The following is an 18,789-nucleotide window of genomic DNA, read 5'->3' as shown; positions in this document are numbered from 1 at the left end:
ACTGATAAGCAATTGCTAATCCCACACTCCGCCAAAGGCGCAACACTCAATACGGGTGGTTAGTTAGACCTTGCCCGGCAGGGACTTGCACCCTGCAAGATGGATCAAGCTTAGCTTGACGCACCAATGCCTTGTCTAAATCGCTTTTAATTCCAACTGAAACTCGCATCTTGAGGTGGCTTGGGTATACACTGCTGACTTCATCATAAAAGGAGAAGTCAGTATGACAGAGTCACTTCACATTATTGTGGGATCAAAAAATCCAGTGAAGATAAGTGCGGCACGCAGTATCTTTCATCTCTTTTACCCTAACATAGCTATAGATTGCCAAGGTGTTAACGCTCCATCAGACGTACCGGATCAACCTATAGGTGAAGATGAAACCCGAATTGGCGCACAAAATCGCGTATTACATTGCCAACAGCACTATCAAGCCGATTTTTACGTAGCAATGGAAGGTGGTGCAGAGCAATTCAGCTACGGGCCTGCGACCTTTGCTTATGTTGTTATTGCTGATAACCAACAACGTGCAATAGGCCGCAGCAGTAATTTACCACTTCCGCAGAGTCTTTATAACGCATTACTGCAAGGTAAAGAGCTAGGTGATGTTATGGACAATGCGTTTAATACAACCAATATAAAACAACAAGGTGGGGCTATTGGCCTACTTACTAACCATCATGCCACACGTGAAAGCACATACACACAAGCCCTGATCCTCGCTATGGCACCTTTTTTACATCCGGATCTATACAGTAAGGAAGTTTAATGAAGTATACCCACGTTTTATTTGATGCAGACGAAACCCTATTCAGCTTTAATGCCTTTGCAGGTTTAAAAAGAATGCTCGCCACTTATGGCATGGATTTTAATGAGGCCGACTACCAGCATTATCAAGTGACCAATAAATCATTATGGCTTGCCTACCAAGACAATAAAATTACTGCCAGTCATTTACAAGTAACACGCTTTAGTGAGTGGGCAACAAAACTCAACGTGCCAGCGCAGCAACTTAATGATAATTTTTTAACAGCGATGGCCGAGATCTGCCAACCACTTCCAGGTGCTGTCGAATTACTTAATAGATTAAAGCCTCATGCCAAACTTGGCATTATCACCAATGGTTTTACACAATTACAAGCCCGTCGCTTAGAACACACAGGCCTAAAAGACATGTTTGACTGGTTGGTTATATCAGAACAAGTAGGCATTGCAAAACCGGCCGTTGCAATTTTTGATCACACCTTTAACCTAATGGGTAATCCTAACAAAGAACATATTTTAATGGTCGGCGATACTGCAAACAGTGATATTTTGGGTGCACAAAATGCGGGGATTGATAGCTGCTGGTTGCAGCATCCAGGGGTTGTGTTGCCTGAAGGAATAAAACCAACTTATCACGTTACCGAGCTTGCACAGCTGCAAAATATTTTAGGCTTGTAAAAACTTAGTATTAAAGGCTAGGCAAAAAAAATGACGCTAAATAGCGTCATTTTTTATAACTGTTTTTTAAGCGCTACTATTAAGCTGTAGCTACTTCTAAGCCTGGTGCTGGCATAGTAACTGGGTTTTCAAACGTAGCCCATTCCCATGCTGACTCGGTCGCCATAATTTTACGAAGTAACTTGTTGTTTAAGTCATGACCTGACTTATAAGCGGTAATTTTGCCTAAGATGTTGTGGCCTGTCATAAACATGTCACCAACACAGTCTAAAATTTTATGCTTAACAAACTCATCGCTATAACGCAGACCATTAGGATTAAGTACTTTAAACTCATCCAAAACTACGGCGTTATCCATGCTACCACCTAGTGCTAGGTTATTTGCATGCATGTATTCTATATCTTTCATAAAGCCAAATGTACGTGCACGGCTAATTTCTTCAGTGAAGCTTTGCGTAGTAATATCTAAACCGATACGTTGGCGGCTTTCATTGATTGCCGGATGATCAAAAGCAATTTCAAAGTCGATATGAAAACCATCATATGGTTCTATCTCAGCCCATTTATCACCTTCTTCAATGCGTACTTTTTCTTTAATACGAATAAAGCGCTTAGCTGCATTTTGCTCTGCTATGCCGCCTTTTTGTAACAAGTAAATGAATGGTAATGCACTACCATCCATTATTGGTACTTCTGAGCTATCTAATTCAACAATTAGATTATCGATACCCATTGCCGCTACTGCTGCAATTAAGTGCTCAGTCGTTGATAAGCGAACACCATCTTTATTTGTTAAACAGGTACACAATTGCGTATCACCAACGGCTTCAGGTGTTGTTTCAAAATCAACAACCGGATCAAGGTCGACACGACGAAATACAATCCCAGTATTTGCGCTCGCAGGTCGGAGAGTTATTGTGACCTTCTCACCTTTATGAAGTCCAATTCCTATGGCTTTGACTATTTCTGCAATCGTACGCTGTTTAATCATAGGTTCGCTCACTTATAGTTACAGTTAGACGGCGGATTATATCACAGATACGACCAGCTGCCAAATTCGTTTATTTTTTAATCAGCACTTTTACATTTTGATTAGTCTGCTTGTTTTCTTAAAAAAGCAGGAATGTCAAAATAATCACCACCATCCGATTTGTCTGATTTTTTACTACCATTCTCAACAGTTTTACTTGCGCTTGTTTGTGGATTCATCGTCGAATCATGCTTTTCAGCTTTAGCTGCAGAGCTTGTTTCTTCACTGCTGCCTTGACTTGCAAAGCTTGGCACGTACATGCCACTTGTTTGACTGCTTGAACCACTAACATCAGAACCTGACGCTTTCTTAAAGCCATTATCAACAATACCAAACTGTGGACGACGATCGCCGCCTAAACCCGTAGCAACAACTGTAACACGTAGTTCGTCTGTCATTTCTGGGTCGATTACCGCACCCACAACCACCGTTGCGTTTTCAGATGCTAATGCTTTAACGTGATTACCGACAATTTCAAACTCTTCAATCGCAATGTCCATACCTGCGGTGATATTAACCAAGATACCTTTAGCACCCGTTAAATCAACATCTTCAAGTAATGGGCTAGAAATAGCGGCTTCAGCTGCTTCTTGTGCACGATCAGGACCCGATGCAGACGCTGTGCCCATCATCGCAGTACCCATAGCAGACATAACTGTACGTACGTCGGCGAAATCCACGTTAATCAAACCAGAGCGTGTAATTAACTCCGCAATACCTTGAACCGCACCAAATAATACGTCATTTGCTTTAGCGAACGCATCTAGAAGTGTAGTCCCTTTACCTAAAACTTTAAGCAATTTATTGTTAGGAATTGTAATAAGTGAATCTACAATTTCTGACAATTCGTTAATACCTTGATCAGCGGCTGCTGCACGTTTCTTGCCTTCAAAATCAAACGGACGCGTTACAACTGCCACTGTTAAAATACCCAGTTCTTTCGCTATTTTTGCAACCACGGGTGCTGCGCCAGTACCTGTACCGCCACCCATACCAGCTGCAATAAATACCATATCTGCACCTTCAAGGCTGGCACGAATTGTATCTGCATCTTCCTCCGCAGATTGACGGCCAACATCAGGATTTGCCCCGGCACCTAGCCCAGATGTGATCTGAGTACCAAGTTGCACCGTAATATCAGCTGAAGAATTACGTAATGCTTGCGCATCCGTATTTGCAGCGATAAAACGCACACCTTCAATTTGCTGTTTAACCATGTGCTCAACCGCGTTACCGCCGCCACCGCCCACGCCTATTACTTTTATGACAGCTTCTTCGCTGTGTTGTTCCATAATATCAAACATGTTTACTCTCCGACTTGAGCATTAAAACTCGCCTTGAAACCACTTAGTTATGCGGCTCCACAAATTGTTATCACCTTCAGGTTTCGACTTTTGTGCATTCATCGATTGCATTGTGCGGCCGTACTGCAATAAACCAACCGCGGTTGCATATGAAGGGTCATCTACATAATCAGTCAAGCCAACTATCCCGATTGGCTTTCCTACTCTTACTGGCATTTGGAAGATATCTTCAGCTACTTCCATCGCGCCCGCCATTTTAGCACTACCGCCTGTAATGACGAGTCCTGCTGCAATTTGGTCTTCTAACCCTGAACGACGGATTTCTTCCATCGCCAGTTCAAATAATTCTCTAAAACGTGGCTCTACAACCTCGGATAAGGTGTGACGCGACATTAAACGCGCTGGCCGACCACCTACACTCGGTACTTCAATCGTATCTTCACTGCTGGCCATTTGGCTGCTCGCACACGCATATTGTACCTTGAGTGATTCAGCATGCGAAATCGGTGTACGAAATATTTTTGCAATATCACCCGTTACTTGATTTCCCGCAACGGGGATAACTGCAGAGTGACGCAGCGCACCATTAATATAAATAGTGATGTCCATTGTGCCACCACCAATATCCAATACAGCAACGCCTAGCTCTTTTTCGTCATCGGTTAATACTGAGTAACATGACGCTAAAGCAGTAAAAATGAGTTGATCAACTTCAAGCCCACAACGCTCTACACATTTCTCAATATTCTTTGCCATGTCATTAGAGCAGGTAATGATGTGAGCACGAGCTTCCATTCGTACGCCGCTCATACCTAAAGGATTTTTTATCCCTTCTTGCATATCAATACTGTATTCTTGTGGTAATGCATGCAACATTTTGCGTTCAGCTGAAATTGGTACTGAACGTGCAATATGAATAACATTATCAATGTCTTCGTCTGTCACTTCGGTATTATTAATTGCAACAACACCATTTTCATTTTGACACTGAATATGCTTTCCTGAAATCCCCAAGTAAACTGAACTAATACGGCAATCAGCCATTAATTCTGCTTCATCGATAGCCCGACGTATTGATTCAGACACTAAATTGAGATCGTTAACACCGCCTTTATCCATACCATGAGATACTTGGCTGCCAACCCCAACAATGCTGAGTTTGTTATCTGCGGTGATTTCACCAACCGTGGCCACCACTTTTGAGGTGCCAACGTCTAATCCTATCACGAGGTTTCTTTCTGCTGACTTAGTCATGCCTTACTCTTATTTTGTATTTGCTCTTCTTCCAGGAGCTTCCAGCTCACAGCAAGACCGGTATCATACCGTAAATCCACAACATCTACTTGTGCATCTGCACGTTTTTCCATGCGTGGGTAAATATCTATAAACCGTTGTACCCGTTTAGCTTTTTCTTTGCGCCCTAAATTAAGACGGATACCGTTTTCAAGCCATAACTGCCATGAAAAACGCTCTGACAAAGCTAAACTTGTTAACTTAAAATTATTTAATGTGAGCATTTCATCAAACTGTTTAAAGGCAACCCATGCTTCAAACTCACTACCTTCGGGGCCATACAGTTGCGGTAACTCAACACTGAGCTTTGAACTTGCAGCCTGAAATACTTCACCTTTTTGGTTAATGAGTAAATCACTATTCCAAACAGCCACGGCTTGATGCTCAACTACATATACTTGCAGTATATCTGGCCATTGCTTACGTACTGATGCGGTTGCGACCCAAGGTAACTCTTGCACCAAATACTGTACATGCTTAACATCTAAATCAAAAAAACTCGATAAGTCAGCTTTTTTTATTGCGCCAATAATAGCTTTTTCATCGGTATATTCGGGTTCACCTAATACCGTTAAGTGCTTTATTTGCGCATCTTTATTTTCTACCAGCCACTGCCTTACGCCACTCGTTATTTGCACTAAGCCAAATACAACGATTAAAAAAAAGCTAACACCAAAAATTAGCGACCAATTTAGTTGCTGTTTTAATTGTTGCGCTTTTTCTAAAAAGGCATGCATATTAAAGCGTTTGCTCCAAAATGCGAACAACTAATTGCTCAAAGCTTGCGCCGTTTGCTTTAGCCGCCATTGGCACCAATGATTTCTCAGTCATTCCGGGCACTGTATTCACTTCTAATAGGTAAAAATTACCATCCGCATCTTGCATGGCATCAACACGCCCCCAGCCACTGGCGCCCACTAATTCAAATGCAGCAAGTGCCATTGCCTGTAAATGCTCAGTATCACTAGCAGATAAATCTGCCGGACAGTGATATTGCGTCGTATTTGATTGATACTTTGCTTGATAATCATAAAAGCCATTTGGTGTGGTCATTTCAATTACTGGCTGTACGTCATCACCCAATACTGTAATGGTAAATTCACGCCCTGTTATCCATTGCTCTACTAATACTTGGCTATCGAATTTAAATGCCTCAGCTAAAGCAGCATCCAGTTCTTGTGCATTGTTTGCTTGCGCCATACCAATACTAGAACCTTCATGTGATGGTTTAACCATTACTTTTTTTAGCTCATTCATTATCGCGGTTGTATCAAAACCATGTTTGCTATCAACCACCGCGTAAGGTGCTGTGCTTAAGCCCGCTGATTTAAATAAGTGCTTACAGCGGATTTTATCCATTGCCAACGCTGATCCTAATACGTTACTGCCTGTATATGGCAACCCCATAAATTCAAGCGCGCCTTGAATAGTGCCGTCTTCACCACCGCGGCCATGTAGTGCAATAAATACACGTTCAATACCTAATTCTTTTAATTGCCACAAAGGCTGCTCTTTTGGGTCAAACGCAATAGCATCAACGCCCGCATTTTGTAATGCGTTCAATACAGCCTGCCCTGATTTTAGTGATACTTCGCGCTCTGCTGAGTGACCACCTAACAACACGGCAACTTTGCCAAATTGCGTATTTAATTGCGTCATACTTTTACCTGTTTCAATTGCTCTATCGACAACGATGTTGCTGCGAGTGTTTTTACTAATTGGCCAATATTACCAGCGCCTTGCGTCAATACTAAGTCATTATCTTGTAATATGTTTGCTAATACACCCGCTAACTCCGAGCTGCTAGCAATATGCAATGGCTCTTTGCCTCTTTGGCGCAAACTACGACAAAGGCTTTTACTGTCAGCACCTATAATCGCCTCTTCGCCAGCGCTATATACATCTAAGAGTAGAAGCTGATCAACATCAGCCAATACTTTTACAAAGTCTTCATACAAATCACGCGTACGCGAAAAGCGATGTGGCTGATAAATCATGACTAGGCGTTTATCAGGCCAACCTTCTCGTACTGCGGCAATAGTGGCGGCCACTTCAGATGGATGATGACCATAATCGTCTACCAGCATCACATTACCACGCTCATTTTCAAACTCGCCATAGTGCTGAAAACGACGTCCGATGCCTTCAAACTGTTGTAAAGCTTCTAAAATTGCGTGATCGGCTATCTTTTGATCTTTTGATACTGCAATAGCGGCCGTTGCATTAAGTGCGTTATGTTTGCCTGGCATATTTAACTTCACGCTCAGCTCATCGCCTTGCTTATTACGCACTTTAAACTGACTTGTATTTGCTGTTTGGCTAAAGTCAGTCATACGGTAATCAGCATCAGCAGCCTCACCATAGGTGATCACAGGGCGACCAAAGCGCGGTATCAGCTCAGCAGCCACTTCAGAATCAATACAGACAACGGCAAGACCATAAAATGGTAAGTTATGAATGAAATCGACATAGGTGTCTTTCATTTTTTCCAAACTACCACCGTAGGTATCCATGTGATCTTCTTCTATATTTGTGATCACTGAAACCATTGGCTGTAAATGTAAAAATGATGCGTCACTTTCATCCGCTTCAGCGATTAAAAAATCACTTTTACCCACTTTAGCATTGCTACCAGCACTGTTAAGCAAACCACCAATAATAAACGTTGGATCAAGCCCTGCTTGGCCATATATACTGGCGATTAAACTCGTTGTTGTCGTTTTACCATGCGTACCAGCGATGGCAATACCATGGCGAAAACGCATAAGCTCAGCGAGCATTTCAGCGCGACGTACAACAGGTATACGCGCCGCTTTGGCCGCTATTATTTCTGGGTTTGTTTCGTCAATCGCACTTGAAACAACAACCACATTGGCATCTTTTATATTATTCTCGTGATGACCTATAAATACTTCGGCGCCAACTTTAATTAAGCGCTCAGTCATCGCACTGTGAGCAATATCAGAGCCCGTAATTCGGTACCCTTCAAATGCAAGCACTTCAGCAATACCACCCATGCCCGCGCCACCAATACCTATAAAGTGAATAGTATCGATTCGTCTCATGGCTGGACGATTAGTTTTTTGAGCGACGTTTGTCGATTTATTAAATTCGTTCACACAGTTCTCTTTTTATTTGTTACTTGCTCACAATGTTTGGCAACCTGCGCCGTCGCATTTAGCACAGCAAGACCTTTAGCGCGGCTTGCCATTTCATTAATTAACTCAGGCTCATTTAAATACGGGCTCAATAACAAGGCAAGTGCCTGTTGATTAAACTGCCCCTGCGGCATGAGTAATGCCGCATTGCCTTCAACTAAAAATTTTGCATTTGCGGTTTGGTGATCATCCACCGCGTGAGGATAAGGCACAAACACCGCCATTTTACCTGCGGCAGCTATCTCGCTTACAGTTAACGCACCAGCACGACAAATAACAATATCAGCCCAACTATAAGCAGCATCCATATCATCTATAAATTCAGCTACTTTAACTTGCTCGGTACTCATTTTTTGCTCTGTGTATGCTTCACTTACAGCGCCTAAATGCCCTTTCCCAGTTTGATGCCAAACATTTATTTCACATACACTAGTAAGCTGCGCAAACGTTGTTGGTAGTGTGATGTTAAGTACCTGAGCACCTAATGACCCCCCTACTACCAGCATATTGATTGGATTGCTAGCATTGCGAACTGGTACATGAGCAACGCTTTCGCGTACTGGGTTACCCACCACTTCACATGCACCTTTAGCAAACGCGCTCGGAAATGCAGCCAACACCTTATTCGCAAATTTTGCTAGCCACTTATTACTCATTCCGGCCACCGCATTTTGCTCATGGATCACCAGCGGAATACCTAAACTTTTTGCCGCAATGCCGGTCGGTCCTGTTACATACCCTCCCATTGCTAACACAACATCAGGGCGCTGTTTTTTCAGCACTTTGCGCGCTTGTAAAATGGCATTAATAACCATAAAAGGCGCTTTAATTAACCGTGCGAAGCCATTGCCACGTACGCCTTTGACATTTATAAAATCAATATCAATATTGTGCTTAGGGACTACTTGCGCTTCCATACGATCAGCGGTACCAATCCAGCTTACTTGCCAGCCTTGCTGTTTAAGGTAATCAGCCACAGCAATCCCTGGGAATATATGCCCTCCCGTACCACCAGCAACGACTACTAATTTTTTACTCATCGTTTACCTCCTCGGGATGTTGCTTGTTTGGTTGCCATTTTTGTTTCAAAATCTACTCGCAATAAAATTCCCGCTGCGATCGTCATAATTAATAAACTAGAGCCGCCATAAGAAACAAACGGTAAGGTGAGTCCTTTGGTTGGTAAAATACCCGCACTTGCGCCGACATTAACCATGGTTTGAAACGCAAACCAAATACCAATCGCAAACGCAAAGTAGCCTTCGTATTCTTTGCCACATTTTAATGCTTGTTGACCAATTAATAATGCTCTAAATACCAAGGTGCCGAACACCAATAAAATACTTAATACACCAACAAAACCGAGCTCTTCGCCAATCACTGCAAAAATAAAGTCATTATGTGCCTCAGGTAAATACTGCAACTTTTGAACGCTATTACCTAACCCTTGACCAAACCAACCACCTTGACCATATGCCATTAGCGATTGCACCAACTGATAGCCTTTACCAAACGGATCGTCCCATGGTTCTAAAAAGCCAACCACTCGCGCCATCCTATATGGCTCTACAATGATCAACAGCACGACTAAACCAATACCAGTTAAAATCAGTGCGAAAAACTGCCATAGCTTAGCGCCAGCTAAAAATAATAAGCCAACGGTGGTAACAAACATCACCACCACAGTCCCGAGATCTGGCTGTAATAAAATTAATGCGGCATAAACAGCAAACACTGCAATAGGTTTAGCAAAGCCTTTGATGTTCTCTTGTACTTCAGCGCGTTTACGCACTAAATAACCCGCTATATAGCTAAAAAAGTACAACTTTGCAGCTTCAGCAACTTGAAAACCCACTGGCCCAATAGGGATCCATCGTTTGGCACCATTTACTTCTCGCCCAACAATCAGCACCACAATCAATAACACCATACCCAATAATAGTAAGTATGGGTTAGAGCGTTTCCACCATGTCATAGGCACACAACACGTAATCCAAAAGAGCGCTAGACCCATAGCTAAAAACATACTATGGCGAATAATAATATGATACGGATTGTCAAATAGTCGCTCAGCGGCAGGCATTGAAGCACTTGTAACCATGACAAAGCCCAAACCAATTAACATAATTACACAATACAACAGTGGAGCATCATACAACTGTGCTGATTGCTTGGGAGTTAATGCATCACGAATATCAGCAAATGTTGTCATAGCGACACCCGCTTTACACATTCGCTAAAATGATCGCCGCGTTGCATGTAATTATTGTACATATCAATGCTGGCACAGGCTGGGGCAAGTAACACAATGTCTTGGGCAACAGCAAGTTGTTTAGCAAGCTCAACTGCTTGTTCCATATTTTGCGTTAAATGGCTTTTGTTTGTTAGCGCTGCTAGTGAATTGGCATCTTTACCAAAACAAATAAGCGCTTTTACTTTCGCTTGTAAATACGGTTTTAAGCTATTGAGATCTGCGCCTTTAGCATCCCCTCCAGCAATCACAACTAGCTGCTTAGCTTGATCTGATAAACTATCTATTGCTGCGATAGTTGCACCGACGTTCGTTGCTTTAGAGTCATTAAAATATTTAACTCCTGCAAGTTCTGCTACAAATTGGCAGCGATGAGCCAAGCCATTAAATTGGCTAAAAGCTTCATGGTAGGCAGTTTTACTAATCGAAAATGGGCTCAATAATGCCATTACTGATAAAGCATTTAAGTGATTATGACGCCCAACTACCTTTAAACTATCTACAGGTAATAACGCTTGCTGCATTGCACTAAACTGGGCGCAACCGTCTTTGTAGGTAATCGAGTAATCAGCATCACTAATGCCAAAACTCAACTGTGGTTGCTGTGTGGTATGTGTTGCACTATCAGCAGCATTTACAACTGCAAGTTCTGTATGTCGGTAAATTGTTAGTTTTGAGTCAATATAAGCGTGATAATCAGCATAACGATCTAGGTGATCTTCAGATATATTCAGTACTGTTGCACTCGTTGATTTTAAACTGTGCGTAGTGTCTAGTTGAAAACTCGAGAGCTCTAATACATACACATCAAAGTCAGCACTGAGTAAATCCAGTACGGCAGTTCCAATATTTCCACCTAAACCAACTTTGTACCCTGCAGCTTTAAGTACTTCATAAGCCAAGGTAACAACGGTTGATTTACCATTAGAACCTGTCACCGCTACAACGGGTTTTGTATTTAAGCGGGCAAACAGTTCAACATCACCAATCACTTCTACGCCCGCAGCCATTGCGGCGACAACTGCGGGTGTCGTCAAACTCAAACCAGGGCTGATGATGATGATATCAGCGCTGTTTAGATTTGCAGCTGCCAAGTCACCAAAGTGGGTTTCTAAATTAGGCGCATGCTGTTTAAGCCAATCAGCGCCAGGTGGACAACTGCGACTATCAACAATATAAGGAGTAAAAGCATGAGACATTAAAAAACGCACAATGCCCAGACCGGTAACACCGAGTCCGAGCACTGTTATATGTTTGTTTTTTATCTCGTTTAAATACGTCATTTACCTAATCTTTAATGTAACTAGACCCGCTAACACGAGCACGATAGAAATAATCCAAAAACGTACGATAACACGAGGCTCTGGCCACCCTTTTAATTCATAGTGATGATGGATTGGCGCCATTCTAAAAATCCGCTGGCCACGTAACTTATAGGAACCAACTTGCAAAATAACCGACAAGGCTTCCATTACAAATACTCCGCCCATTATCACTAATACCAATTCTTGACGGACTAATACCGCAATAATTCCCAGCGCTCCACCTAAAGCAAGAGATCCTACATCACCCATAAATACTTGCGCTGGATAAGTGTTAAACCATAAAAAACCAAGCCCTGCCCCGACGATCGCAGTACATACCACAACTAACTCACTGGCTAATGGTAAGTGTGGAATGTGTAAATAAGCTGAGAAGTTTACGTTACCGGTTAAATAAGCAATGATTGCCAATGCCGCAGCCACTAAAATTGTTGGTACAATCGCTAAACCATCTAAACCATCGGTAAGGTTTACCGCATTAGATGTTCCAACAACGACAAAATACGTCATTACGATGTAAAACAAACCCAGTTGCGGTAATACATCTTTAAAAAATGGCACAACTAACGATGTTTCATTTGCATGATTTGCTGTAAAAAATAAAGCGCAAGCAACCACCAATGCAATTACTGACTGCCAAAAGTATTTCCATCTGGCGATCAACCCTTTTGGATCTTTGCGGATCACTTTACGATAATCATCAACAAAACCCACCAGACCCAACGAACCAATCACAAATAATGTAGCCCACACATACTTATTGGCTAAATCTGCCCATAATAATGTACTGGTAAAAATAGACGCTAAAATTAATAGGCCACCCATTGTAGGTGTGCCCTTTTTAGATAAATGCGACTCTGGGCCGTCATTTCTGACAACTTGGCCTATTTGCATTCTTTGCAAAGCGCGGATCAGTTTAGGACCAAAATATAATGAGATTAATAACGCCGTTAAAATACCAAATACAGCGCGTACAGTAAGGTATGAAAATACATTAAATGCACTGTAATATTGGGTTAAATACTCTGCCAGCCAAACTAACATTCAGATACTCCATTGTGGCCACTTTGCTGGCTATTAACTAAATCTTGTACAAGTAATTCCATTCGAGAACTGCGCGATCCTTTTACGACTATGGTGGTTTTTTGTGATGTGTTAGCTAAGCCAGCTTGCAATTGTAGTAGGAGTTGATCACGGCTTGAAAAATGACGATTCGGTTTTTCAAATTCATCACTCGCATATTTGCTCAGTACACCAAGAGTATAGAGTTCATCAATACCTTTTTGCTTAGCATACTCGCCGACTTGTTGATGATACATACGAGCGTCTTCACCAAGCTCACCCATATCACCAAATGCTAAAATACGTTGACCTTGTATATCGCTCAATAAATCGATTGCTGCTTTTACCGATTGCACATTCGCATTGTACGTGTCATCAATGACGGTTAATGTATCGCTAACTTTTATGATATTGACACGCCCTTTAACTTCTCCCATTGAGCCAAGCGCAGCTGCAATATTTTCAAAGCTAACTCCAAACTCACTGGTAAGTGCTGTAGCAATCAATGCGTTTGCAACGTTATGTCGCCCAGGTAAAGCAAGCTTTACTGGTACTCGTTTTTCTTTAGTGCAAATAAAGAAAGAGGCGTGAGCCTGCTCATCTAAGCTGATATCCTCAGCCCAGATATCCAGCTTTTCACTGCTTGAAAAGCACTTAATATTGCGTCCTTGTAATTTATTAAGCCAACGGTCACTAAATTCACTGTCGCAATTAACAATGGCTACGCCGTGCTCTTTCAAACCATCGTAAATTTCACCTTTGGCAGTGGCAACGCCCTCCAATGAACCAAACCCTTCAATATGTGCAGCAGCCACATTACACACCACAGCCACATCCGGTTTAGTCATCGCCGCAGTATAGGCAATCTCACCGATGTGATTGGCGCCAAGCTCAATAACGGCGTATTGATGATGAGGCTCCAAACGTAATAAAGTCAGAGGTACGCCAATATCGTTGTTAAAATTACCTTTTGTTGCAAGCACGTCACCATGAGAGGCTAAAATAGCAGCACACATTTCTTTTACAGTAGTTTTGCCAACACTGCCTGTAATTGCAATTGTTTTTGGTGCAACGCTAGCCATTACCGCTGAGCCAATTTCACCCAAAGCAATTCGTGTATCTGCCACTACAAACTGAGGCAAATCACATTCAATAGCATGATCGACAATAGCTGCGATAGCGCCTTTTTCTTTTGCTTGCTGAATAAATTTATGGCCATCGAAATTAGGCCCTTTTAATGCTAAAAACACCTCACCATCACATACTGTGCGGGTATCCGTGTTAATATTTATAATCGTTTGATTACCACCTTGGTAATCGGTTGCCAGCACATTTGCTAGCCAATCAAAATCCATAGGGATCATAACTGCGATCCTCTTCGTTGTTGTTCTTTTAGATGTTGTTGTACAAACTTACGATCACAAAAATCAAGGCGCTGAGTACCGACAATTTGATAGTCTTCATGCCCCTTACCTGCAATCAAGATCACTTCACTTGGCTGTGCATTATCAATCGCATAAGCAATAGCTGCCGCGCGATCAGCTTCTAAATGAATAGCCTTGCCCTGTGTAAACCCTACTGCTACATCGTTAATGATCTGCCACGGATCTTCGCTGCGTGGGTTATCACTGGTCACAATAACCTTATTAGCATGTTGCTCTGCCGCGTGGGCCATCATAGGGCGCTTACCTTTATCTCGGTCACCACCACAACCAAAAACACAGCTCACACCACCCGGAACATGTTGTTGTAATGCTTGTAGTGCAAGAGCTAATGCATCTGGTGTATGTGCATAATCAACAATACAGGTTGGTTGGTTAGGTGCACTAAACGCCTGCATACGCCCAGCAACAGGCTGTAAACTTACACACCCAGCAGCAAGTCTATCCAGCGGATACCCTAAACCTAGCAGCGTCGCAATCGCGGCCGCTAAATTATATAAGTTAAATTCACCAAAGAGCGGGCTATTAATTGAGATATCCCCCCAACTTGTTGTTAATTTAGCTGAAATACCTTCTTTATGGTAACTAACATCAGTAAAGTACACATATTTAGCACCTGTAGGAACAAGCCCTTTTCGCCCATAACATACTAGGTTGGTAAAATCGTATTCCTTTAGCCAATGTTGAACCTGACTATCATCTTGATTGAGTACCACTAACTGCGCGTTAAAATCACGTAAAAGCATTAGCTTTGCAGCAGCGTAGCTTGCCATATCACCATGGTAATCTAAGTGATCACGTGACAAATTAGTAAATACCGCAGCTTTAAATGTTGTTTTTGCAACACGCTGCTGTACTAAACCATGCGATGATACTTCCATGGCAACTAACGTGTTTTTCTGTGTAATAAGTTCAGATAAAATTCTCTGTAAATCAACACACGATGGCGTGGTATTAATCAGTGGCGTTAGCTGTTCAGGTTGGCCATAACCCAAAGTGCCAATAATCGCCGACGCGGTATCGCAATAATTAGCTAAGTGAGCAATCATTGCTGTAGTCGTCGACTTCCCGTTTGTACCTGTTACACCAATTAACTCAAGCTGCTTACTTGGCCGCTGGTAAAAATGACTCGCTAATGCTGGTAATTTTTTATCTAAATCAGAGACCAAGTACAACGGCTCAAAGTCACTCTCAAATTCACACAAGCGATCCGCTATAACTGCTGCCGCACCATTTTCAATTGCTTTTTGTATAAACTGACCACCATCTAATTCATGGCCTTTAATTGCAACAAATACATCACCTGGCTTTACATCTCGGCTGTCCAAGCGTAACTCGTTCACTAATAAGCTACTGGCCGCTATCTCTAAGTGCTTTAAAATTGTTTGTAAATCACGCATCATCATCTTTGCCTTTGACGTAAGCAACCGAGCCTTTATCGGGAGCCACGTTTAAAATTCTTAACGCGTTAGAGATAATTTCTGCAAATGCAGGGCCTGCTGTCGCACCACCATAATAAACATCTCCACCGGGCTCATTGATCATTACCACCACAGCTAAACGCGGATTACTCGCCGGTGCTATGCCTGCAAAATAGCCAACATATTCGTCACCATAACCACCTGCAGCGGCTTTTTTAGAAGTACCCGTTTTACCCGCTGCACGATAACCGTCTACTTTAATACGGCTGGCGGTTCCGCCCTCTTCAAAAACGCTTTCCATCATATTCACAACGGCTTCAACATCTTGTTGTTGAAATACACGCTCACCCTCAGGAACTGAGTCTTGCTTTAAAACGGTGAGCGGTCGATTCACACCACCAGCACCTAACATTGCATAAAAGCGTGCCATTTGAGCCGTACTAACAGCAATATTATAACCAAAGGATAATGCTGCAATTTCATGATCAGACCAGCGACGATTTGGATAAAATAAGCCGCTGCTTTCACCAACCATCCCAGTGCCCGAATCAGTCCCAAAACCCACTTTTTGATATAAACCAACAAAGTAGTCTTTCGGTAGTTCTTGGCTAATTTTTGTCACGCCCATATTACTGGAGTACTTTAAGACCTCTCGCAGGCTCATTTCGCCATGATTACGGGTATCTGTAACTAAGCTACCTCCCAATCGCATCCAACCTGGAAAAGTATCAACTTTATCACCAGCTTGAATTGTGCCGTAGTCTAATCCAGCCAAAATGGCTAGAGGCTTAACGGTTGAGCCTGGTTCGAACAAATCTGTAATAGCACGATTACGGCGTTTATGAGGGGCGGCATCATTAAGGTTGTTTGGGTTAAAAGACGGGCTGTTAACCATCGCTAATACTTCGCCGGTTTTAACATCTACCACCATCGCTGAGCCTGAGCTCGCTTTGTATGTCAATACCGCTGACTTAAGGGCTTTGTAGGCAATAGCTTGAATACGCTGATCAATACTTAATTGGATATTTTCAGGCTCAACGCGCTCACGCTCATCAAGCACTTCTACTTCACGTCCTTGAGCATCTTTACGAATAGTACGGCGGCCTTCTTCGCCAGTCAGCGCATTTTCATAAAGTTTTTCAATACCTTCAATGCCTTTACCATCAATGTTAGTAAAGCCTAAAACATGGGCGGTTACTTCACCTGCAGGGTAATAGCGTTTTGATTCATCTAATAAATGAATACCTGGCAAGCGTAAGTCACCAATGTAATTTGCAACCGCTGGCGTTACTTGGCGTTTTAAATAAACAAAACGCCGAGTTGCATCATCACGTAATCGGCTTGTTATTTTTTTCGGCTCAATACGTAATACATCTGCAAGCTCACGCCATCGTAAATCGTTTTTATAATAAAGCGCGACTCGCTGTTGTAGTAAAGGTTTGTTCTTAGCAAGGGCTTTGTGGTCTTCACCCTCTTTTTTAGCTTGTTTAAGTACTTTTGCAACCAAAGATTTATGTAATGCTTTAGGATCTGCGTATACACTCACAACAGGTACACTCACAGCAAGTTCTTTACCATGGCGGTCAAAAATCATGCCTCGCTGTACATGTAACTTCTCAACACGCACAGTTCGTTTGTTGCTCTCAGAGCGAGCTTTATCTGGCTCAATAACTTGTAGATACGCAGCACGAGAAACTAAGGTTACAAATACCAACAGCACCACAGAGCACACCAGCATAAAACGCCATGTGCTCAATGTATTCGCTGGTTTTTTTCCTCTATTTCTCATGGCAGTATAATCACCTGTTCATCTTGGCTGGTTGGCCGTTTCATTTCTAATTGCATTGTGGCAATTTCTTCAATGCGCACATGCTGTGAATAAAACTCTTCTTCAACTAATAGATAACGCCACTCTAAATCAAGCTCATCTCGTTCCTGCAAGAGCTGATCTTGTTTAATCAGTTCTTGGCGTGCTAAATAAGTGCTTTGTACGACGCTCAAACTTGAAGCGAATATCAAAACCAACAAGGCCGAGGTTAGCTTATTCGCTCCTAGGCCTTTGATTATTTCTAAAAATAAGTTGGGTTGTCGATGATTCGCTTTAGCCTTCATCCCAATCTCTGTGCCACCCTAAGTACTGAGCTGCGTGAGCGTGTATTACGTTCAACTTCAGCCGCACTTGGTTTTATCGCCTTACCTACTGCTTTTAACGTCAGGTTTTTATTTATTTGTGCGTCTGTTAAAGGCAGACCTCTAGGTAATGCTTCTCCCTTACTCTGTTTTCTAATAAATTGTTTTACAATACGATCTTCTAAAGAATGAAATGAAATAACCACTAAACGTCCACCCGGTTTAAGCACTTTAACCGCAGACTGTAATGCTGTTTGAATTTCTTCCAATTCACTATTAATGTAAATTCGAATTGCTTGGAAAGTACGCGTAGCGGGATGTTTAAACTTATCTTTTACAGGCACTGCCTCATCAACTAAATCAGCTAACTGCTTAGTCGTCGTAATCGGTGTGTGTTCACGTGTTTCAAGTATTTTGTGTGCTATACGTTTACCAAATTTCTCTTCGCCCAGCTTTTTTATCACATGAGTAATGTCGTCTAATTCAGCCTCAGCTAACCACTGTGCTGCGCTGCGACCTGAGGTAGGATCCATTCGCATATCTAAAGGACCATCTTTCATAAAGCTAAAGCCACGCTCAGCATCATCAAGTTGCGGAGATGACACGCCGATGTCTAATAAAATACCATCAACTTTACCAATGAGATCGTTTTGCTCCGCTACTTCGTATAGCTTAGAAAATCGGGTGTGAGCAATGGCAAAACGCTTATCATCTGCAAATTTTTCTGCTGATTTGATCGCTTGTGGATCTTGATCAATTGCCTGCAGTCGGCCAGTCTCACCAAGGCGCGCCAAGATTTGTCCAGAATGTCCGCCGCGGCCAAATGTACCATCCATATAAATACCGTCTGGCTTAATTGCTAGACCCTCGATGGTTTCGTCCATTAATACGGAAATGTGTTCAAATTGCGCTGTCATTAGCTATTTTTTGCCT

The 18,789-nt window shown here is 42.4% G+C and carries 17 protein-coding genes; 2 read left to right on the top strand and 15 right to left on the bottom strand.

Features of this window, described 5'->3' with window-relative positions:
• The first annotated feature begins 223 nt into the window (after nt 1-223).
• Both yjjX and yjjG read left to right on the top strand, forming a co-directional pair.
• Nucleotides 224-769, top strand: a complete 546-nt coding sequence (yjjX, locus tag HH219_RS16495; RefSeq protein WP_169328085.1) for an inosine/xanthosine triphosphatase — start codon at nt 224-226, stop codon at nt 767-769.
• Complete coding sequence (gene yjjG, locus HH219_RS16490) at nt 769-1,443, top strand: pyrimidine 5'-nucleotidase (RefSeq protein WP_169328084.1); 675 nt, start codon at nt 769-771, stop codon at nt 1,441-1,443. The genes yjjX and yjjG overlap by 1 nt, the downstream gene beginning before the upstream one ends.
• Nucleotides 1,444-1,522: 79 nt before the next feature.
• Here yjjG and lpxC read toward each other — a convergent pair whose 3' ends face one another.
• From lpxC to rsmH, 15 genes are all read right to left on the bottom strand, one after another.
• Nucleotides 1,523-2,434 carry a UDP-3-O-acyl-N-acetylglucosamine deacetylase gene (gene lpxC, locus HH219_RS16485; protein WP_054206632.1) on the bottom strand — a complete coding sequence of 304 codons (912 nt, stop codon included), beginning with the start codon at nt 2,432-2,434 and terminating at the stop codon, nt 1,523-1,525.
• Nucleotides 2,435-2,535: 101 nt separating this feature from the next.
• On the bottom strand, nt 2,536-3,777 hold the full coding sequence (ftsZ, locus tag HH219_RS16480) for a cell division protein FtsZ (RefSeq protein WP_054206633.1): 1,242 nt from the start codon (nt 3,775-3,777) through the stop codon (nt 2,536-2,538).
• A gap of 21 nt (nt 3,778-3,798) precedes the next feature.
• Nucleotides 3,799-5,031, bottom strand: coding sequence for a cell division protein FtsA (ftsA, locus tag HH219_RS16475; protein ID WP_054206634.1), 1,233 nt, complete (start codon nt 5,029-5,031; stop codon nt 3,799-3,801).
• Complete coding sequence (locus tag HH219_RS16470) at nt 5,028-5,807, bottom strand: cell division protein FtsQ/DivIB (protein WP_169328083.1); 780 nt, start codon at nt 5,805-5,807, stop codon at nt 5,028-5,030. The genes ftsA and HH219_RS16470 overlap by 4 nt, the downstream gene beginning before the upstream one ends.
• A gap of 1 nt (nt 5,808) precedes the next feature.
• Nucleotides 5,809-6,729 (bottom strand): D-alanine--D-alanine ligase, encoded by a 921-nt coding sequence (locus HH219_RS16465; protein ID WP_054206636.1) that lies wholly within the window; start codon nt 6,727-6,729, stop codon nt 5,809-5,811.
• Entirely contained in the window at nt 6,726-8,135 is a 1,410-nt protein-coding gene (murC, locus tag HH219_RS16460; protein ID WP_054452929.1) for a UDP-N-acetylmuramate--L-alanine ligase, read from the bottom strand. The genes HH219_RS16465 and murC overlap by 4 nt, the downstream gene beginning before the upstream one ends.
• Nucleotides 8,136-8,185: 50 nt before the next feature.
• Nucleotides 8,186-9,268 carry an undecaprenyldiphospho-muramoylpentapeptide beta-N-acetylglucosaminyltransferase gene (gene murG / locus HH219_RS16455; RefSeq protein ID WP_054452715.1) on the bottom strand — a complete coding sequence of 361 codons (1,083 nt, stop codon included), beginning with the start codon at nt 9,266-9,268 and terminating at the stop codon, nt 8,186-8,188.
• Nucleotides 9,265-10,440: a cell division protein FtsW gene (ftsW, locus tag HH219_RS16450; protein ID WP_054206638.1), complete on the bottom strand. Its 1,176-nt coding sequence runs from the start codon at nt 10,438-10,440 to the stop codon at nt 9,265-9,267. The genes murG and ftsW overlap by 4 nt, the downstream gene beginning before the upstream one ends.
• Entirely contained in the window at nt 10,437-11,762 is a 1,326-nt protein-coding gene (gene murD / locus HH219_RS16445) for a UDP-N-acetylmuramoyl-L-alanine--D-glutamate ligase (protein ID WP_169328082.1), read from the bottom strand. The genes ftsW and murD overlap by 4 nt, the downstream gene beginning before the upstream one ends.
• Nucleotides 11,763-12,845 carry a phospho-N-acetylmuramoyl-pentapeptide-transferase gene (mraY, locus tag HH219_RS16440; protein WP_054206640.1) on the bottom strand — a complete coding sequence of 361 codons (1,083 nt, stop codon included), beginning with the start codon at nt 12,843-12,845 and terminating at the stop codon, nt 11,763-11,765.
• Nucleotides 12,839-14,227 (bottom strand): UDP-N-acetylmuramoyl-tripeptide--D-alanyl-D-alanine ligase, encoded by a 1,389-nt coding sequence (gene murF, locus HH219_RS16435; RefSeq protein ID WP_169328081.1) that lies wholly within the window; start codon nt 14,225-14,227, stop codon nt 12,839-12,841. Before murF ends, mraY begins: the two co-directional genes overlap by 7 nt.
• A complete protein-coding gene (gene murE, locus HH219_RS16430; RefSeq protein WP_169328087.1) occupies nt 14,224-15,705 on the bottom strand; it encodes a UDP-N-acetylmuramoyl-L-alanyl-D-glutamate--2,6-diaminopimelate ligase in 1,482 nt (493 codons plus the stop codon). Before murE ends, murF begins: the two co-directional genes overlap by 4 nt.
• Nucleotides 15,698-17,515, bottom strand: coding sequence for a penicillin-binding transpeptidase domain-containing protein (locus HH219_RS16425; RefSeq protein ID WP_054206642.1), 1,818 nt, complete (start codon nt 17,513-17,515; stop codon nt 15,698-15,700). The genes murE and HH219_RS16425 overlap by 8 nt, the downstream gene beginning before the upstream one ends.
• Nucleotides 17,512-17,838 (bottom strand): cell division protein FtsL, encoded by a 327-nt coding sequence (ftsL, locus tag HH219_RS16420; protein ID WP_054206643.1) that lies wholly within the window; start codon nt 17,836-17,838, stop codon nt 17,512-17,514. The genes HH219_RS16425 and ftsL overlap by 4 nt, the downstream gene beginning before the upstream one ends.
• On the bottom strand, nt 17,835-18,773 hold the full coding sequence (rsmH, locus tag HH219_RS16415) for a 16S rRNA (cytosine(1402)-N(4))-methyltransferase RsmH (RefSeq protein ID WP_054206644.1): 939 nt from the start codon (nt 18,771-18,773) through the stop codon (nt 17,835-17,837). Before rsmH ends, ftsL begins: the two co-directional genes overlap by 4 nt.
• Between the last annotated feature and the right edge of the window lie 16 nt (nt 18,774-18,789).

The organism is Pseudoalteromonas sp. NEC-BIFX-2020_015, assembly GCF_012952265.1.
GTDB classification, from domain to species: domain Bacteria; phylum Pseudomonadota; class Gammaproteobacteria; order Enterobacterales; family Alteromonadaceae; genus Pseudoalteromonas; species Pseudoalteromonas neustonica.
This window is presented reverse-complemented; position numbering and strand designations above follow the sequence as displayed.

Excerpts from the sequence above, each read along its gene's own strand:
- yjjX (WP_169328085.1), top strand. The coding sequence starts at position 224 with ATGACAGAGTCACTTCACATTATTGTGGGATCAAAAAATCCAGTGAAG.
- yjjG (WP_169328084.1), top strand. The coding sequence starts at position 769 with ATGAAGTATACCCACGTTTTATTTGATGCAGACGAAACCCTATTCAGC.
- lpxC (WP_054206632.1), bottom strand. The coding sequence starts at position 2,434 with ATGATTAAACAGCGTACGATTGCAGAAATAGTCAAAGCCATAGGAATT.
- ftsZ (WP_054206633.1), bottom strand. The coding sequence starts at position 3,777 with ATGTTTGATATTATGGAACAACACAGCGAAGAAGCTGTCATAAAAGTA.
- ftsA (WP_054206634.1), bottom strand. The coding sequence starts at position 5,031 with ATGACTAAGTCAGCAGAAAGAAACCTCGTGATAGGATTAGACGTTGGC.
- HH219_RS16470 (WP_169328083.1), bottom strand. The coding sequence starts at position 5,807 with ATGCATGCCTTTTTAGAAAAAGCGCAACAATTAAAACAGCAACTAAAT.
- HH219_RS16465 (WP_054206636.1), bottom strand. The coding sequence starts at position 6,729 with ATGACGCAATTAAATACGCAATTTGGCAAAGTTGCCGTGTTGTTAGGT.
- murC (WP_054452929.1), bottom strand. The coding sequence starts at position 8,135 with ATGAGACGAATCGATACTATTCACTTTATAGGTATTGGTGGCGCGGGC.
- murG (WP_054452715.1), bottom strand. The coding sequence starts at position 9,268 with ATGAGTAAAAAATTAGTAGTCGTTGCTGGTGGTACGGGAGGGCATATA.
- ftsW (WP_054206638.1), bottom strand. The coding sequence starts at position 10,440 with ATGACAACATTTGCTGATATTCGTGATGCATTAACTCCCAAGCAATCA.
- murD (WP_169328082.1), bottom strand. The coding sequence starts at position 11,762 with ATGACGTATTTAAACGAGATAAAAAACAAACATATAACAGTGCTCGGA.
- mraY (WP_054206640.1), bottom strand. The coding sequence starts at position 12,845 with ATGTTAGTTTGGCTGGCAGAGTATTTAACCCAATATTACAGTGCATTT.
- murF (WP_169328081.1), bottom strand. The coding sequence starts at position 14,227 with ATGATCCCTATGGATTTTGATTGGCTAGCAAATGTGCTGGCAACCGAT.
- murE (WP_169328087.1), bottom strand. The coding sequence starts at position 15,705 with ATGCGTGATTTACAAACAATTTTAAAGCACTTAGAGATAGCGGCCAGT.
- HH219_RS16425 (WP_054206642.1), bottom strand. The coding sequence starts at position 17,515 with ATGAGAAATAGAGGAAAAAAACCAGCGAATACATTGAGCACATGGCGT.
- ftsL (WP_054206643.1), bottom strand. The coding sequence starts at position 17,838 with ATGAAGGCTAAAGCGAATCATCGACAACCCAACTTATTTTTAGAAATA.
- rsmH (WP_054206644.1), bottom strand. The coding sequence starts at position 18,773 with ATGACAGCGCAATTTGAACACATTTCCGTATTAATGGACGAAACCATC.